General features: G+C 59.0%; 16 protein-coding genes. 8 read left to right on the top strand and 8 right to left on the bottom strand.

The window, feature by feature from the left end; genetic code table 11:
- Nucleotides 1-2 precede the first annotated feature (2 nt).
- A complete protein-coding gene (gene dctP / locus E0L37_RS20395; RefSeq protein WP_159660643.1) occupies nucleotides 3-1,040 on the bottom strand; it encodes a TRAP transporter substrate-binding protein DctP in 1,038 nt (345 codons plus the stop codon).
- Between the two features lie 106 nt (nucleotides 1,041-1,146).
- Nucleotides 1,147-1,905, bottom strand: a complete 759-nt coding sequence (locus E0L37_RS20390) for an IclR family transcriptional regulator C-terminal domain-containing protein (protein ID WP_133493481.1) — start codon at nucleotides 1,903-1,905, stop codon at nucleotides 1,147-1,149.
- A 175-nt stretch (nucleotides 1,906-2,080) separates the two neighbouring features.
- On the opposite strand from E0L37_RS20390, the gene E0L37_RS20385 reads away from it, so the two are divergent.
- The 7 genes from E0L37_RS20385 (at nucleotide 2,081) to E0L37_RS20355 (ending at nucleotide 9,343) form a co-directional block, all read left to right on the top strand.
- On the top strand, nucleotides 2,081-3,292 hold the full coding sequence (locus E0L37_RS20385; protein ID WP_133493480.1) for a CaiB/BaiF CoA-transferase family protein: 1,212 nt from the start codon (nucleotides 2,081-2,083) through the stop codon (nucleotides 3,290-3,292).
- Nucleotides 3,293-3,413: 121 nt separating this feature from the next.
- The gene (locus E0L37_RS20380) at nucleotides 3,414-4,175 is read left to right on the top strand and encodes a DUF3348 domain-containing protein (RefSeq protein ID WP_133493479.1); all 762 of its coding nucleotides are present in this window, start codon (nucleotides 3,414-3,416) and stop codon (nucleotides 4,173-4,175) included.
- Complete coding sequence (locus E0L37_RS20375) at nucleotides 4,172-6,691, top strand: DUF802 domain-containing protein (protein WP_240687525.1); 2,520 nt, start codon at nucleotides 4,172-4,174, stop codon at nucleotides 6,689-6,691. The genes E0L37_RS20380 and E0L37_RS20375 overlap by 4 nt, the downstream gene beginning before the upstream one ends.
- On the top strand, nucleotides 6,691-7,332 hold the full coding sequence (locus tag E0L37_RS20370) for an OmpA family protein (protein ID WP_133493478.1): 642 nt from the start codon (nucleotides 6,691-6,693) through the stop codon (nucleotides 7,330-7,332). Before E0L37_RS20375 ends, E0L37_RS20370 begins: the two co-directional genes overlap by 1 nt.
- Entirely contained in the window at nucleotides 7,325-8,068 is a 744-nt protein-coding gene (locus tag E0L37_RS20365) for a DUF2894 domain-containing protein (protein ID WP_159660639.1), read from the top strand. Before E0L37_RS20370 ends, E0L37_RS20365 begins: the two co-directional genes overlap by 8 nt.
- A gap of 94 nt (nucleotides 8,069-8,162) precedes the next feature.
- A complete protein-coding gene (locus E0L37_RS20360; RefSeq protein WP_133493476.1) occupies nucleotides 8,163-8,795 on the top strand; it encodes a glutathione S-transferase family protein in 633 nt (210 codons plus the stop codon).
- A gap of 161 nt (nucleotides 8,796-8,956) precedes the next feature.
- Nucleotides 8,957-9,343 carry an OsmC family protein gene (locus tag E0L37_RS20355; protein ID WP_133493475.1) on the top strand — a complete coding sequence of 129 codons (387 nt, stop codon included), beginning with the start codon at nucleotides 8,957-8,959 and terminating at the stop codon, nucleotides 9,341-9,343.
- 9 nt (nucleotides 9,344-9,352) lie between these two features.
- On the opposite strand, the gene E0L37_RS20350 is transcribed toward E0L37_RS20355, so the two are convergent.
- The 4 genes from E0L37_RS20350 to E0L37_RS20335 form a co-directional block, all read right to left on the bottom strand.
- Nucleotides 9,353-9,544, bottom strand: a complete 192-nt coding sequence (locus E0L37_RS20350) for a hypothetical protein (RefSeq protein ID WP_133493474.1) — start codon at nucleotides 9,542-9,544, stop codon at nucleotides 9,353-9,355.
- Between the two features lie 86 nt (nucleotides 9,545-9,630).
- The gene (locus tag E0L37_RS20345) at nucleotides 9,631-10,302 is read right to left on the bottom strand and encodes a hypothetical protein (protein WP_205655664.1); all 672 of its coding nucleotides are present in this window, start codon (nucleotides 10,300-10,302) and stop codon (nucleotides 9,631-9,633) included.
- Between the two features lie 26 nt (nucleotides 10,303-10,328).
- Nucleotides 10,329-11,198, bottom strand: a complete 870-nt coding sequence (yghU, locus tag E0L37_RS20340) for a glutathione-dependent disulfide-bond oxidoreductase (protein WP_133493473.1) — start codon at nucleotides 11,196-11,198, stop codon at nucleotides 10,329-10,331.
- A gap of 151 nt (nucleotides 11,199-11,349) precedes the next feature.
- Complete coding sequence (locus tag E0L37_RS20335; RefSeq protein WP_133493472.1) at nucleotides 11,350-11,736, bottom strand: VOC family protein; 387 nt, start codon at nucleotides 11,734-11,736, stop codon at nucleotides 11,350-11,352.
- Nucleotides 11,737-12,044: 308 nt separating this feature from the next.
- Here E0L37_RS20335 and E0L37_RS20330 point away from each other — a divergent pair, with 308 nt between their 5' ends.
- A complete protein-coding gene (locus E0L37_RS20330) occupies nucleotides 12,045-13,118 on the top strand; it encodes a transporter substrate-binding domain-containing protein (RefSeq protein WP_133493471.1) in 1,074 nt (357 codons plus the stop codon).
- A 351-nt stretch (nucleotides 13,119-13,469) separates the two neighbouring features.
- Here E0L37_RS20330 and E0L37_RS20325 read toward each other — a convergent pair whose 3' ends face one another.
- Both E0L37_RS20325 and E0L37_RS20315 read right to left on the bottom strand, forming a co-directional pair.
- Nucleotides 13,470-14,102 carry an N-methyl-D-aspartate receptor NMDAR2C subunit gene (locus E0L37_RS20325; protein WP_133493470.1) on the bottom strand — a complete coding sequence of 211 codons (633 nt, stop codon included), beginning with the start codon at nucleotides 14,100-14,102 and terminating at the stop codon, nucleotides 13,470-13,472.
- Between the two features lie 529 nt (nucleotides 14,103-14,631).
- Nucleotides 14,632-15,459: a hypothetical protein gene (locus E0L37_RS20315; RefSeq protein WP_133493469.1), complete on the bottom strand. Its 828-nt coding sequence runs from the start codon at nucleotides 15,457-15,459 to the stop codon at nucleotides 14,632-14,634.
- Between the last annotated feature and the right edge of the window lie 625 nt (nucleotides 15,460-16,084).

Raw genomic sequence — 16,084 nt, 5'->3', positions numbered from 1 at the left:
CGTCACCGGCCAGTCTGTTCGAGAGCATGCTCCATGGCCTGCAACGCTTGCTGGCCATCCAGACCGCGTTTCTCCATACGTCTGGCCCATTGCTCGCGGACACCGTCAAGACGCTGCTCGATGGTTTTCAGGGTGGGATCGGAAAAGGCGTAAACCTGGATACCCTGGTCCTTGAATTGCGTCAGAAGCTGACTGACCGCCTCCGCCTCGTACTCGCTCAAATGCCGGACGGTCTCGTCCCCGGCCTGCCGAATGGCATGTTTCCGAGCATCATCAAGTGCCTCGTAGCGCTCGGCATTCATGGCGACGGTGATGGCGAAACTGCCGAAGGCACCATTGGTGGATACGCTGGAGGTCACCTCATCGACCCGATAGGGAGTGATACTCGTCACCGGCAACAGCGTGCCGTCCAGCGTTCCCCGCTGCAAAGCCAGATAGATATCCGGCGCCGCCATGGAGACCGGTGACGCTCCCAATGCCTGCACCGCCAGGTCCAGACTGCCGGAGGAACGCAAATTCAATCCCTTGAAGTCACTGGTCGAGTCTATGGCCGGCTTGTTCAGTACCACCTGGTAGGGTGGCAGCAGTACCGCGAACACCGGGACCAGACCATTCTTTTCGAATTCCTTGCGATAAACACTGTCCGGGTCTTTCAGTTCAGACCAGTACGCCTGGCTTGCTCGGGTTGAATCACGGACCACACCGGGCAACATGGTGGCGCCATTCAAGGGCATGCGATCACTGACATAACCGATGCCCACATACCCCACATCCACCACCCCGTCCTGGACCCGGCGCATGATCTCAGAAGCCTTGGCGATCTGTTCCGCCGGATAATGCTGGAACGCGAGATCACCTCCGGTCAGTTCGGTGACCCGGTTCATCCAGTACACCGTGCCTTCCTTGGACAAGTAGTGGTCCAATGGAAAAGAATCCGCCAGGGTCATGTCCCGCGCCTGGGCCCAGGGCGCGGACAGCAGAGTCAGCATCAAGCCCCAGAGCGGGACCTGTTTTCGCATAATCGACGTTATTATTTTCATTACGTCACCTCTATTCTGCATTATTTTGATTCGGCCGGACCTGAAACGGCAGGGCCTCGATCACGTTACCTCTCCTTCGCCATGGCAATGACCGGATGGAACCGGCCTATCCCTGAATACGCTGTTCTATCTCCCGGGCCGCGGCGCTGATCAGCGGCACGTAGTCGGTTACCACCTGCGCCATCGACATCACCTGAGCCGGCACAATGACGTTGAACGAACACGCCACCCGGTCACCAAGCATCACCGGCACCGACACCGCCCGTATGCTCTTGCCTTGTTCCTGATCGCTGGTGGCATAACCCTGCTTGCGAATTTTCTTTATCAGACGCTCGACGGCTTCGCCTCTGAGAGCGCTGTTCTCATCCGGGTCATCAAGCCGTGACAAGTGAAGAAAAATTTCTTCCCGTTCCGGCTCCGGACAGAACGCCATGTAGACTTTGCCCAGCGAAGTGGTGGTCATGGAAACCCGTGACCCCACCGAACGGTTCATCGAAAACGCACCGGGTTGCCGGTTGGTATCCGCGATCACCATCTTGCCGTGCTGATAAATGCCCAGGTCCGACGGCCAGCCGGTTTTATCACGCAGCGCTTTCAATACCGGAACGGCGGCCGCGAGAAGCGCGTCGTCCGGATGGAAATTATTGGACAGGGACAAGACCCTGGCGGTGACGATATAGCGGCGGCTATCGTTCATTACCGAGACATAACCGGCGTGCTGCAGGGTATCCAGAAGTCTCAGAGTGGACGCCTTGGGCAAGCCGGTGGCCTCGGTGATGTCACGGAGACTCGCCGGCCCCAGACGATTCACCACCTCCAACACTTTCAGTCCCTTCAGGACCGCCGATACCGGTGCGTATCCCATGCGCCTCGCTCTGCTTGAACAGGGTTTGCCTTCAGCAAAGGTTCACCCTGTGAACCATTGATTCAAAATAGCGTTGCACGAATAAACACCACCATGCAAGACTGAATAAAAAAATCATTCCGCCGATGACGGGGAAGGCGCCTCCCGAACATCGGCAATGCAGTGAGGAAATACCATGTTCGAGTTGCTTAAAGGGATAACGGTGCTGGATCTGAGCACCGTGGTGTTGGGGCCTTTCGCTTCCCAGCTTCTTGCCGACCTGGGCGCCGAAGTGATCAAGGTGGAATCCCCGGAGGGGGATATTTTCCGCGCCGCCGCACCGGCCCGGCACCCGGGCATGGGCGCCGGCTTTCTCAATCTGAATCGCAATAAACGGTCCCTGGTCCTGGACCTGAAAACCGATCAGGGACAGGCCACACTGCACCGGTTGGTGGCCCAGGCGGATGTGCTGTTGCACAACATCCGCCCCGCCGCCGCCAGAAAACTGGGCATCGACCATGACACCCTCGGCCCTCTCAACCCACGCCTGGTGTATTGCGCCGCGGTGGGATTCGGTGGCGACGGCCCTTACGCCGACGACCCTGCCTACGACGACATCATGCAGGCGATCAGCGGACTGGCTTCGCTGAATCACACCCCCGACTCCCCGCCCGCCTTCGCACCAACAGTCCTGGCGGACAAGGTGGCCGGCCTGTACGCCACTGTCGGCATCGCCGCGGCTCTGTTGCAGCGGGAACGCACTGGCCAGGGCGGTGCGGTGGAAGCACCGATGTTTGAAAGCCTGGTTTCTTTCCTGCTGGCCGAACACCTTGCCGGCCATGTCTTCGAGCCACCGCGGGGCTCGCTGCGCTACGACCGCTTGATGACCCCCTATCGGCGCCCCTATCAAACCGCCGACGGCTACATCGCGGTGCTGCCCTACACCTCCCGCCACTGGCAACGGTTTCTCGGCCTGGTGGGTCGGGATGATCTGGGCCGGGCGGAATGGGTCATGCACCCGGCCCGTCGCAGCGAGCGCATTGGCGAGCTGTATCAGGTCGTCGCCGAGTGCATGCCATCCCATGGCAACGAGTACTGGCTGACCGCGCTGAAGGAGCGGGATATTCCCTGCGGCCCGGTAAACACACTGGAAGACTTGCTCGCCGACCCGCATTTGCGGGCAGTGGATTTCTTTCAACAGGTGGATCACCCCAGCGAAGGGAAGCTGCTCGCCACCCGCCACCCGTTACGCTTCATTGATGCTCCGACGCGGCCGGACCGGCCGGCGCCGCGCCTCGGCGGCGACAGCCGGGACGTGCTACGGGAGGCCGGCTTCGCCGACACCGCCATCGACGCTCTTCTGGCCCGGGGCGTGGTCACCATGCCCGCCGCCAACGATCCCGGCTGACCCGCCAACCGACTCAGGCATCCGCAGGATTGGTGGGGCCGCCGCAGTTGATTAGAATGGGCGGTTTCCCGTCGCGTCAGGCGACGGCATGGTCATACCTTTTTCCTAGCCACGGCGGCCCATGAGCAACAGCACGAACAGGACGCAAAAAAAAGCGCAACCGGCCCCTCCCAGCGCCAGACTGGTACAGCTGGTGGCCGCGCTGGGCAATGGCGCCGGCCTCGATGCCCACACCTGCTTCGCGGAACGTATGGGCCGGCTGTTCGATCTGTCCGACACCATCGCACTGGACGCCGCCTATAAGTACCAGCCCATGGGGCCATTCCACCCCAAAGAAGGGCTGGCGGAGCGGCTCCGGGCCGACTTCGCCCAAACCCGTGACACGCTCATCAACGGCATCACCCTGAGTTTCGAGCCCGGTGACGCCAAGGTGAAGCTGCGCTTGCCGCGGATCACCGAGACGCCACCGGTGTTCAAGCCCTATGAACGTTTTTACCTGTCCCACCAGAGACAACTGATCACCGCCATTCAGTATCTGCGGCAACGTCTGCGCGACGGTTTTGCCGCCCAGAATCACACACTCGCCCAGCTCGCCGTGCTCGACACGGTGTTCGACAACACCCTGGCCAGCTATGGCCGCTACTGCTTCGGCGCCATACCGATGGTACTGGGCAAACGCTTTCGCTCCCTTTGGCGGGCGCACCGCAATCAACACTCGGCAGACCAGCCCGATCCGATCGACGCCTGGGTGACACCCGGGGGCTGGTTACATCAGTTTCACCAGGAAATGCAGACGCTGCTGCTGGCGGAACTGGAAACCCGTTTGGAACCGGTGCAAGGCCTGCTGGACGCATTGAATCACGAGGAACCACTCCCGCAATGACACGTTTTCTTTTCGCGCTGACCTTCATCCTGGGCGCCATCACGGTGATCTGGGTGGGCCTGGGCTTTCTCGGTACCGACCTGGTGGCGCTAACCGCCATCCTGCTGATCGCACTGGTGTACGGCCTGGGCTTTCTGGAGCTGCGGCAATTCCGCCGCGCCACCGCTCAATTGCGCCACGGTCTGGAGCAATTGCCGAACAGCCCGGACTGTCTCGGCCAGTGGATCGCTGGCCTGCCCGATTCCCTGCGCAACGCGGTGCGCCGCCGGGTGGAAGGTGAACCGGTCGCTCTGCCCGGTCCGATGCTGACGCCTTATCTCTCCGGTTTGCTGGTCATGCTCGGCCTGCTCGGCACCTTCATTGGTATGATCGTGACCTTGCGCGGTGCCGTTACCGCGCTGGAAGGCGGCAGCGAACTGCACGCTATCCGTAACGCCCTGGCCGCTCCCATCAGCGGCATGAGCCTGGCGTTCGGTACTTCCATCGCCGGTGTCGCCAGTTCCGCCATGCTCGGTCTGGCCGCCGCCCTGAGCCGCCGGGACCGGATTCTGACCGGCCGTGAGCTGGACACTCATATCGCCACGGATCTGCGCGCGTTCTCAATCGGCCAGCAACAACGCGATACTTACCAGGCGTTGCGAGAGCAGTCCGCCGCTTTCCCCGAAGTGGTTGCCCAACTCGGCCATCTGGCCGAACGCATGGAACACATGAGCGAGCAGGTCAGCGGCGCGCTGACGCGGAACCAGCAGCAATTCCATGACAACGTCAGCGGCCACTATCAGCAGCTGGCCCACTCGGTCAGCGACACCCTGAAGCAAAGCCTGGCGGACAGTGGCCGCATCGCCGCGGAGAGCACCCGCCCGATCGTGGAAGCGGCCATGGCCCGTCTGGGACAACAGGCGGAGAGCACCCATCAGACCCTGAGCGAGATCAGCGAGCGTCAGCTCGGCACCCTGGCGGAACGCTTCCAAGCCACCACCGAACAAGCCGCCCGGCACTGGCAACAAGGGCTCGCCGAACAACAACAAAGCACCGGCAAACTGGCCGCCGACATCGACGCCGCGCTCCAGGCCCACAACAGCCGCTTCGAGCAGCACAGCAGCGAACTGCTGGCGCAAACCCGGGAGCATCATCAGCAACTGCGTGAAACCGGCAAGGCGCAGCTGTCGGAGCTGGCCGAGCACTTCCAGGCCACCACCGAGCACGCCGCCCAGGCCTGGCAAACCGGTCTCGGCGAGCAGCGGCAACAGAGCCGCCAACTGGCCGAACAGGTCGCCGACGCACTGCAAGCCCACGGCGAGCGCTTCCGCGAACAAAGCGAGCTCCTGCTGGTCCAGGCCCGCGATCATCATCAACAGTTACAGCAGGCCAGTGAGGCGCAACTGACCGCCCTGGCGGAGCACTTCCAGACCACCACCGAGCGTGCCGCGGAGCAATGGCGCGATGGCCTGAGTGAACAGCAACACGCCAACACCCAATTGTCGGATAGCCTCGGCGCCGCTCTGAAGGACCACAACGATACCTTCCACCGGCATAGCAACACGCTGCTGGAACAGACTCGCGAACACCACCAGCAGCTGCAAAGCACCGGCGAACAGCAACTGGCGACACTGGCCGAGCGCTTCCAGGCCACCACCGAACAAACCGCCGAACAGTGGCGTCATGGCCTGGATCAGCAGCAGCGCTCCGCCGCCGGCCTGATTGACAACATCATCCAGGCTCTGCAAAGCCACAATGAGCAATTCCAGAACGCCGCCGAGACCCTGATTGCACAGCAGCGTGAAGGCCTGGAGAAACTGGTAACGGACACTGGCCAGGCCCTGTCCACGCTGCGTAACGAAGAAGCGCAACGTGGCGAAACCGCCACCGCGCGACTGGCGGAACTGGAAACCACGGTCACCCGCCATCTCGGTGACCTGGGCGCGGCCCTGGAAGCCCCCATGACGCGTCTCATCGAAACCGCTTCGGAAACGCCCAAGGCCGCCGCCGAGGTGATCAGCCAACTGCGCGAGGAAATGTCCCGAAGCAGCGAGCGCGATAACGATATGCTGGAGGAGCGCCGGCGCATCATGGCGGAGCTGGAAACCCTGCTGGCGGCCCAGCGTGACGGCGCCAGCGCCCAGCGCGAGGCGGTGGAAAGCCTGATCCGTGATTCCGGCGACGTTCTCAAGAGCGTCAGCGACACCTTCTCCCGGCAAGTGGAAGAGCAAAGCCGCAAACTGGATGAAGTGGCCTCCGACGTTACCGGCGGCGCCCATGAAGTGGCCAGTCTGAGCGAAGCCTTCTCCGTCGCCGTGCAGCTGTTCAGCGACGCCAACGACAAGCTCGTGGATCATCTGCAAAAGGTGGAGGCCGCCCTGGAACAAGCCACCACGCGCAGTGATGAACAGCTGGCTTATTACGTGGAACAGGCGCGGGAAGTCATCGACCTGAGCATGACCTCGCAGAAGGATGTGCTGGAAGCGCTTGGCGCGGTGCGCCAGCAGTCGGCCACCAACGGCAACGGAGCCGGCTGATGGATGAGCTGCACGACCGTCAGGCCCAGGCCACGCCGGTATGGGCCATCTTCTCCGATCTGATGGCGGCGCTGGTGGGCATCTTCGTGCTGATCACCGTGTGGGTGATCGGTATCCAATTGGAATTGAGCCAGTCCCTGCAACAGGAAAAAGCCCGCCGCCAGGTCGAGGAGCAGCGCCGTATCGCGCTGGAGGACGCGCTGCGGGATCCGCTTTCAAGCGGCCGTATCACCTTCCACAACGGCCGCATCGGTATCAGCGGCAGTGTCTTGTTCGCGCTCAACTCCGATGTCTTGCAACCCGAGGGCGAGAAGCTGCTGAGCAGCCTGGTGGAACCGCTACGCGCTTATCTCAGCGAGCATAATGAATTGCTGATGGTGAGCGGCTTCACCGACGATCTGGCGATTCAGAAGGGGAATCCGCGTTATCAGGATAACTGGGGACTTTCCGCACAACGTGCGCTCACCGTTACCCGCACGCTGATCGCCCAGGGCATGCCGGCGGACCGCATCTTCGCCGCTGCTTTCGGTGACAATCAGCCGGTGGTTCCGAACCAGGGCGAAGCGTCCCGCGCCAAGAATCGCCGGGTGGAGATCACCACCGTACCGCGCCAGGACAACCAGGCCGAGAACGGTGAGTGACGTCACCGGGACACTCACACCGCTGCAGCGCCTTGCCCGGCTGCGTGACGACCACGCCGACCGCTACGACCCGGTGCGCTTCCGTTATCTGGACACCCTGGCCCAACGCCTGGCCGGGAGCCATCGGGCGCCGTCACCGGCGCAGCGGGAAAAATTACAGCAGGCGCTGACGGACTATCAGGCGCGCTTCGAGGAAGCCAGGGACAAGGCCCGGGCCCAGCGCGCCACCTTGCCTTACCACGCCGTCGATGACGCCACACGGGCCCAGTTGGATCATCTCTTCGAAAGGGGTGACCTGCGCGCCTTCCAGCGCCTCGCCGAGCAACAGACACGACGTTCGCCCTCACCGCTGGTGGCGTTACTGGAAGCGCTGCACGACAGCGATATCGAGGACGAAGGCCCCGACAACACCCCTTTGGATGCGTTGCTCAGGGCTCATCCCAACCTGTTCCAGAAGACCGCCGGCAAAGGCCGTCGCAATGTCCGCCCCCTGACATCGCAGCGGGAGCTCAAGGCTCTGCGTCAACTGCGCGCCACCCGCGCCCGCCTGCATACTCAGAAACGCATTGACCACGCCATTGCCCAGTCCCCCGGCGACGCCGGCCCGCTAAACGCACACCGCCTGGTCACCCGCAGTGTGGAAACCCTGCGCGGCCTGTCACCGGACTATCTGAACCATTTCGTCAGTTATATGGACACCCTGCTGGCGCTGGAGAAGGTGGCGAAGAAGGGCTGACGGCTCATGCCAACCACGGGGCACTGCTGCCATTATCTGACAGGAGCCCCCGATACACTCGCTCTCCAATCAACAATGACACGGAGAGGATTGCATGAGTCAGGATCTGGTTTTCTACACCAATCCCATGTCTCGGGCCCGAGTGGCGCGCTGGATGCTTGAAGAAGTGAACCAGCCCTACCGGACCCATGTTTTGTCATTCGGTTTGGGGATGAGAGACGCGGACTATCTGGCGATCAACCCGATGGGGAAAGTCCCCGCGCTGGTGCATGGCGACACCGTGATCACCGAGGTCTCGGCGATTTGCACCTATCTGGCCGATGCCTTCCCACAAGCCGGACTGGCTCCGGCTGTGACCAGCCGGGAACGAGGCGCTTACTATCGTTGGCTGTTTTTTATCGCGGGCCCGTTTGACGCGGCCTGCACCAACCATGTGCTGGGTTTCGAGGTCGGCGACGATGCCAAGAAAGCGGTCACCGCTGGCTACGGCACCCTGGACCGGGTACTCAATACGTTGGAAAACGAATTACGCTGGAGGGATTATTTGGTTGGGGAGCAATTCACCGCCGCCGATCTGCTCGCTGGCGCTTATCTGGGTTACGAGATGGCTGTTGGCACCATCGAAAAGCGGCCGGTGTTCGAACGCTACTGCGCCAATCTGATGGAGCGCCCCGCGGCCATCAAGGCACGCCAGATCGACGATGACCTGGCCGCCCACGCGGTCTGACGCAGCGCGCTTCCATTTACTTATCCGCGTTATCCGCTTACCCGCGTCTCCGCTCTATCCACCCTGACCGCGCCGCCCCTCTCTCCAAAGAGGGGCATTCCCGATCCCGGCGCGGCTGTGGCACAGTAGGCATTCTGTTTCTCACCGTCATGGAGACCGCAATGGCCAAGGTATCGGTATACAGCGACACTCATTACCAGCAGCATATCCACGCCCGTCACCATCGTTTTCAAGCCGATGAAGGCTCCGATCTGGGCGGCGAGGACAGCGGCCCCAATCCCTACGAGTTGCTGCTTTCCAGTCTTGGTGCCTGCACTTCCATCACCCTGCGTATGTACGCCGACCGCAAGGGCTGGGAATTGGGGGAGATCAGCGTCTACCTGCATTTTCATCGCGACGAGGACGGTAATGAGTTCATCGACCGGACACTTTCCTGCAGCAGGGAGCTGACCGACGAGCAACGTCAACGGCTGCTGGAGATCGCCGCCAAAACCCCGGTGACCAAGACCGTGGGACGGGGCACCCTCATCGAAAGCAAATGGCAGTAACGGGCGAGTTTATCGACGCTTCCAACCCATATCGGGAATGAAGATGCGATGGACGAAGGTGCCGTCCCATTGCACCTCCTGTTCATTCAGCTCCCCGGGCTCATACATCTCTTCACACAGGATCCCAATGATGTCATCGCGCTCATCAAACCCGCGTAGCAAGGTTCGTATTTCGCTCAGAGTATCCACTGAAAGAGGCATATTGGTTCGCTCCTCCGGAGAGGTTAGCCACGCCGCAGGACGTGAAGATGTGTTTTTTCACCTTACCAGGGTCATGGATTACTTTTTCAATTCAGTGAACCTTGATTCCACTTAATGATAAACGGCCTTGTCGGTTCATTGTTGTCCACGATGATATGCGCCTTTTCCATGGGATGACATCGCTGCCGGTAAATGACCTGCCCATCCCGGTAGCGGCGATTCAGAGGGTGATCCGAGGTACCGGGGCCTCCATCCCGTTGCTGCAAACGGGACACGGAAGTATCACTGCGAATATCCAGATAGATGGAAAAATCCCAGTATCCGCTCAACTCCGGCCGCTGCAGGAAAATACCATCAAAGAGAAGCACGTCTCCCCGACTCGCCTTCCGCGGGGACACAACCACCGGCCGATCCATCCCATGGTTGAACGCAGCCGTCACGTAGATCCCGCTTCCCGAGGGCGCCAATGGTTCCAGAAGAAGCGTCTTCAGGGCCTCGTAATCATAGGAATCGTAATAAAAACCTTCCGGAGAATAGCGTCCCCTGCGGTAACGAACGACCTCCGGGTTATGGAAGCCATCGACGGATGCGCGGATTACCCTGATTTCATCCGCGCGCAACATCCGCCATAACTCATCCGCGAAGGTGCTCTTCCCCGCCCCGTCCGCACCGTCCACGGCCACACGCAGGGTTGCGCCGTTCATTTTATTGGTAATGACCGCCGCAATTCGCTGGAGCAATGCCTTTCGTTGTTTCATGCCCCCAACGCTCTTTGCAATCGACCTCAGGGCGCCTCAATTTTGTCCTGGGTGCGGGTGTCGAAATCGCTGGCATCGTGGCGCTCACGGAGCTGGGTTTCCGGTTTACCGAAAGTCCGGTTCACCATGCGGCCACGGCTCACCGCCGGACGGGCGTCGATTTGCTGGGCCCAACGGGCCACGTTTTTGTACGACCCGACGTCCAGGAATTCGGCCGCATCGTACAAACGTCCCAATACCAGTTGTCCGTACCAGGGCCAGGTGGCCACATCCGCGATGGAATATTCATCACCGGCCAGATAAGTGTTCTCCGCCAGGTGGCGATCCAACACGTCGAGTTGGCGTTTCACTTCCATGGTGTAGCGATCGATGGGGTAGCGATACTTCTCCGGGGCATAGGCATAAAAATGGCCGAAACCACCGCCCAGGAAAGGCGCCGCGCCCTGCTGCCAGAACAGCCAGTTCATACACTCGGTGCGGCCCCCCTGCTCCTTGGGTATCAGAGCGCCGAATTTCTCCGCCAAATACAGGACAATGGAGGCGGTTTCAAAAACACGCCGCGGCGGGTCCACGCTGTGATCCACCATGGCGGGAATCTTGGAATTCGGATTGATTTCCACGAAGCCGCTGCCGAATTGATCGCCTTCACCGATATTGATCAGCCAGGCGTCATACTCCGCCCCCGTATGCCCCAGGGCCAGCAACTCCTCCAGCATCACCGTGACCTTGACGCCATTGGGCGTGGCCAGGGAGTAGAGTTGCAATGGGTGCTTGCCCACCGGTAGTTCTTTGTCATGGGTGGCACCGGCGATGGGCCGGTTGATGTTGGCGAACTTGCCGCCGTTGCCGGGTTCCCATTGCCAGACTTTCGGAGGCGTATAGGTGTCGTCGGTCATTGGACTGCTCTCACGATTAACCAAAGTGGGTTGACGTGTAGCATGCCAACATAAACCCTGGAGAACGGCAAGACATCCCCCTTGCCTGATTCTGCCAAATCTCCTCCCGTGTCAACGGCGTTTTCCAGACGGAAGGTAGTGCTCAAGCCGATTAGCCGTCATAGACAATAAAAGCCAGCTTGTTGCCATCCGGATCCCGCACGTAAGCGGCATAGAACCCCTCTCCGTACCGAGGTCGATATCCCGGCTTGCCTTCATCACTCCCACCCTGACGCATAGCGATGTCATAGAGCCGGTCTACTTTCCGGGGCTCCGGGAGCTGGAACGCCGTCATGGTGCCATTGCCAACCGAGGCCGCCTCGCCATCAAATGGGTAGCCGACAAAGAACCGGGGGACCGACAAATCATCAACGACACCATAGGAGACGCAATCTTCGTCCCGCCAGCACACCTTAAACCCCATTTCCTGGAACAACGGGGTATAGAAGTCACTCGCTCTATCCAGATCCCGGATGCCAACCATGGTATAGGCGATCATGTTTCACCTCTCTTTCACTTTTCCGCTCAAGCATGTCCCCCTATCAAATACCCCCCGAACGGAGCAGCAACAACTCCGCGAGTAACAGCGGTTCAGATTCTTTTGCAATCATCACTATAACCAGAAAAGCCCATTTTTCCTCGACTCTCTAAAACAAGATCGACCTTCCCATCCGAACTTTGCGTCGCGCCTCTCCCGCCCTGCTGGTGCGCCGGCGAAGAGACCGCTACCCTGAACCCGACGCAAAAAAACACGATACGCGCCCGTGGCCGTTGTTGGGCGTAGCCGACATCCACCGGGAGGAAAGGATGCCATATCAGGAACGCACCCACCCATCACCTCTTTTGATCGCCGTCGTGTGCCTGCTGATCAGCGGCCTGACGCATGCCGAACCACTCACCGTGGCGGTAAAATCGGCTCCGCCCTTCAGCTATCAGGAGGAAGGCCACTGGACCGGTATCAGTGTCGATTTATGGCATCAACTGGCCGGTCAACTGGGGCAGGACTACCAGTTGCGCCCATACCCAAGCGTGTCGGAAATGCTCGAAGCCGTGGAGCAAGGCCAGGCCGATGTGGCTATCGGGGCCATCAGTGTGACCGCCGATCGGGAACGGCGTTTGGACTTCACTCAACCCATGTTTCGTGCCGGCCTGGGCATCGCCACGCCCAGCAGTCCCTCCGGGTGGCTGACGACGCTGCAAGGCCTGTTCAGTTGGAAATTCCTCTCCGCGGTTACCGCGCTGGTATTGGTCTTGCTGGCAGTTGGCGTCGTGGTCTGGCTGTTGGAGCGCCACCGCAACCCTGAACAGTTCGGTGGCAGCATCCGTGAAGGCATTGGCAGCGGCTTTTGGTGGTCGGCGGTCACCATGACCACCGTGGGTTACGGCGATAAAGCGCCAATCACTCCGGCCGGCCGGGTCATCGGCCTGATCTGGATGTTTGTCAGCATCATCACCATATCCGGTTTTACCGCCGCCATTGCCTCCAGCGTTACGGTTAATCAACTGCAAACCCGGGTTTCCAGCGTCGCGGACCTGCCACGGGTTAAAGTTGGAACCGTCGACGGCACCAGTGCCTCTCACTGGCTCGACAATCAAGGCATTGCTTATCGGCCTTATCCGAACATCGCACACGCGATGCAAGCCGTGGCGCAAGGGCGCGTTGATGCGGTGGTCCATGACGCTCCGGTAATGCGTTACTTGCTGCGCCAGAACCAGGAAAACGAGGTACTGGTCCTGCCACAGCTCGCGCGGGAAGAAAGTTACGCCATTGCCGTGGCCAATGGGTCTCCGCTCCGCGAGCCATTGGACCAGGCCTTGCTGGGCATTTTAAACGATGAAGGTTGGCGTGGTGTGGTGACCCGCTATTTAGGGGCGGAGTAGACTTCTATCGGTCAAAGGCAAGCGCCCCATTTTATAGAAGGCCAACGCGCCCACCCCGGTCCGTCAGTCCGGCCCATGAAACCGCTCGTATGTGTCCCCCAGCTCACCATTGCCGGAAAGCGTGTTTCCTTTTTTGTCCTGAATCGTAAACGGCTGCGGAACACTCCCTATTTGCGCACACCTATCCAAACCAAGAAGCAGCCGGGCTCTCTCATGATGGCGTCAATATAAGTGGGCAGCTCGGCTTTGACGGCCTCAAGATCGGTCTCAGGCACCACGATGCCCCCTTTCAATATCACCTTCGACACCATCAGGCTCCCTTACTGGATCCACCATCCGCCCGCCTCTGGGCTACCCTTCCAGTTTCGATATGGCCGCCGCCAGATTCCTTCTGGCTTGCTGCTCGCGTTCTGTCAGGAAAGGCTCGTTCTGAAAGATTCTGGGGCGATCAAGAAAGCCCTTGAGCACCTCCACTCTCTTCTTTTTATATAAAGGCCATGGCACCATCTTGTATTCGCTGCGCACGCCTTCTTCGAAGATCTGGTAAGTTTCGGGTTCCGCGCCCAATACAGCCAGATCGATATCCACTAGCAGCGATTCATCACTCGTCTTCGCAGGAGCATTGTGCTCGGTAACCATAATGAGACGGTGCACCCTATCGGCGATACCTCTGGATGCTCCATTCTCCAGCACGAAAGATTGTGCCCAGTCAGCACTCTTCTTCTCGTTCTTTCCTGAAAGCGGCTCATAGATGGCATCATGAAACCATAAGGCCAATTCTACTTCACAGGGGGACTGTATCTCCGAAACGCATCTATCCAGATGTCGAAGACAAGCGGAAACATGTTCTCGCGAATGGTAGTAACGGCCCTTCCCTGAGTAGGAAGACACCAGGGAGCGATACGTCTCGGTATTGTCGCCGAAGTCCCACAGCGTCATAAGTCGGGCCCAGCGCTCCGGGTTCATATCTGATTCATCAAGCATCGTGTCATTATCCCTGCAGGATTGATTTTCCGTCCCACTCGCTGACTTGCCCCACTCCCGCGGCGATCAACTTGTCCAGCAGCGTACCCCGACCGTTCCCCATGAACCCTTCCATCTCGTCATCGGTTATAACGGTGGCGACAAGAAGATCCATTCGCCCGTTGGACAGGTCGACTCCCAAAGGCAGAGGCTGCCGTGCCTCGCTGATCAGCACTATGACAAAGTCGTCTTCGGCGACCTGAACTTCCTGAACCGTGAGACCGTTGTAATCCTCCAGCCGCTTCAGGGTGCCCGATCTTCCGGGGTTTTCCTGGCGGGAGAGGCTTCATCAGGGCTTCTCGTGCCTGATTTAAAACCTAACAACTTCCTTAAAATCCTTTTCATTGGCCATATCCTTCACTCTTGCAGGAAAGAACTCACCCTATCACTTCTCAACGCCCCTTCGGAACCGTTATCCTTTTGAAACCTGGTTTGGTAATGCCAGAAATTCAGGAGGTGGTCCAATCAGCCGTTTGACCGTCTGCCCCCGTCAGAGCAATAAATATGGCCCGAAATACTCTTCTACCGCCTGACGGCAATAGCCATCTTCACCACGCCAGTACTCGGCAAACACCCAGTCGTTTCTTCCCTTTACCGGCCGGTCGTAGCTGCCGGGTTTTAACACACCGATGCTTGCCAGAATCTCAATGATAACCTGCCGCTCCGCCTTGCTGGACTTTACAACCGAGGCCAGCCGCTTCTCAAGTGCACCTGGATAATCATCGGGCTGGGAGCTTTCAATTACACTCAGGATGCCGTTCAGACAATCGACATCATCAGCCGTCGGCTCGGGAATCTCACACCGCTTAAACTCCCTCATGTCAAAAAGGATGTAGAGAATGTCACCATGGCGAACACCGCCCCATTTCATCCGCTCGAAATTCAATACATTAAGATCACTTTCCTTATAGAACTCATGCCCTATCACCCCATACCGGCAGCCTTCGCAAATACCGCAAAAATAAGAGTGCGCGGCCGGCTTTCCGTCCACATAGTGAGTTCCGGAGACGACAGGAGTGTAGTGATGGCCGGGGATGCTCCTTGCAATCACATAAGAGGATAGGGCGGAGCGCCAATCCAGACGGCGACGACTCAGGCTACTGACAAACCCTCTGGCCACCGCCTCCACAGGGGTTTCGTTTACCAATCTGAAAATGGAAGCCACGCAGTCATCATGTGAAATCGAAATCGGATCAAACATCAACCCCTTTGATTTCGCATACTCAACGTCCAGCCCTGTCAGAACCCTGTCCTTTCTGTCAATCCAACCGTTCTTCCAAAAGGTGGAAAGCAGAATCTTATTGGCTTTCTTGTCCATACCTGTTTGAGCCCTTACTTCAAAGAAAATGATCCCTTCTCATAACCCAAAAGGACTTTAATTCAGTTTTCCGAACCAACCCACCCCTCCAGGGGCTCACCGCAGGCCATACCGTTACCGCCTCGGGACACAGGGACACAGCAATATAAGATCAGGCCTTTCTCCTGCCATGAAGGCCGCAGGTAATAAAAATCATGGCCAAGACACCGGAAATAAAAGGGTCATAATGAAGTCCGCTATCTGGAACTATTTTATAGTATTGAGGCTGTGGGTTATGAACAAAAAGCCATTCCCAAGTCCTGATCCATAAATCGACAGGTAAGACCCCAAGGAGATCAGCGATAGTGTATAGGGCACACAGGATGCCGATCACTAAATAAGCGTTCTTCATACTTCACCTTCAGATGGCCTTATCTTTACAACACATCATTCCAACAGCTCACACCGTAAACCATCGCATATTGAATAACACCGAAAAGACAGGACATAAAACGGAATTATTTCTTTCTCTCCTGGTCATTAGTACCCGGGGGCGTCCCTGGGGCGGGGATAGCAATGGATGATAGCAATCGATCCCCTGTCGGCCTCACTAACCACACGATGTATACTGCGCGCCGAACGCGCC

The organism is Alcanivorax sp. 24, assembly GCF_004360225.1.
GTDB lineage: Bacteria > Pseudomonadota > Gammaproteobacteria > Pseudomonadales > Alcanivoracaceae > Alloalcanivorax > Alloalcanivorax xiamenensis.
Note: the sequence above shows the minus strand (reverse complement) of the source record. Positions and strands in the feature narration are given on the sequence as shown.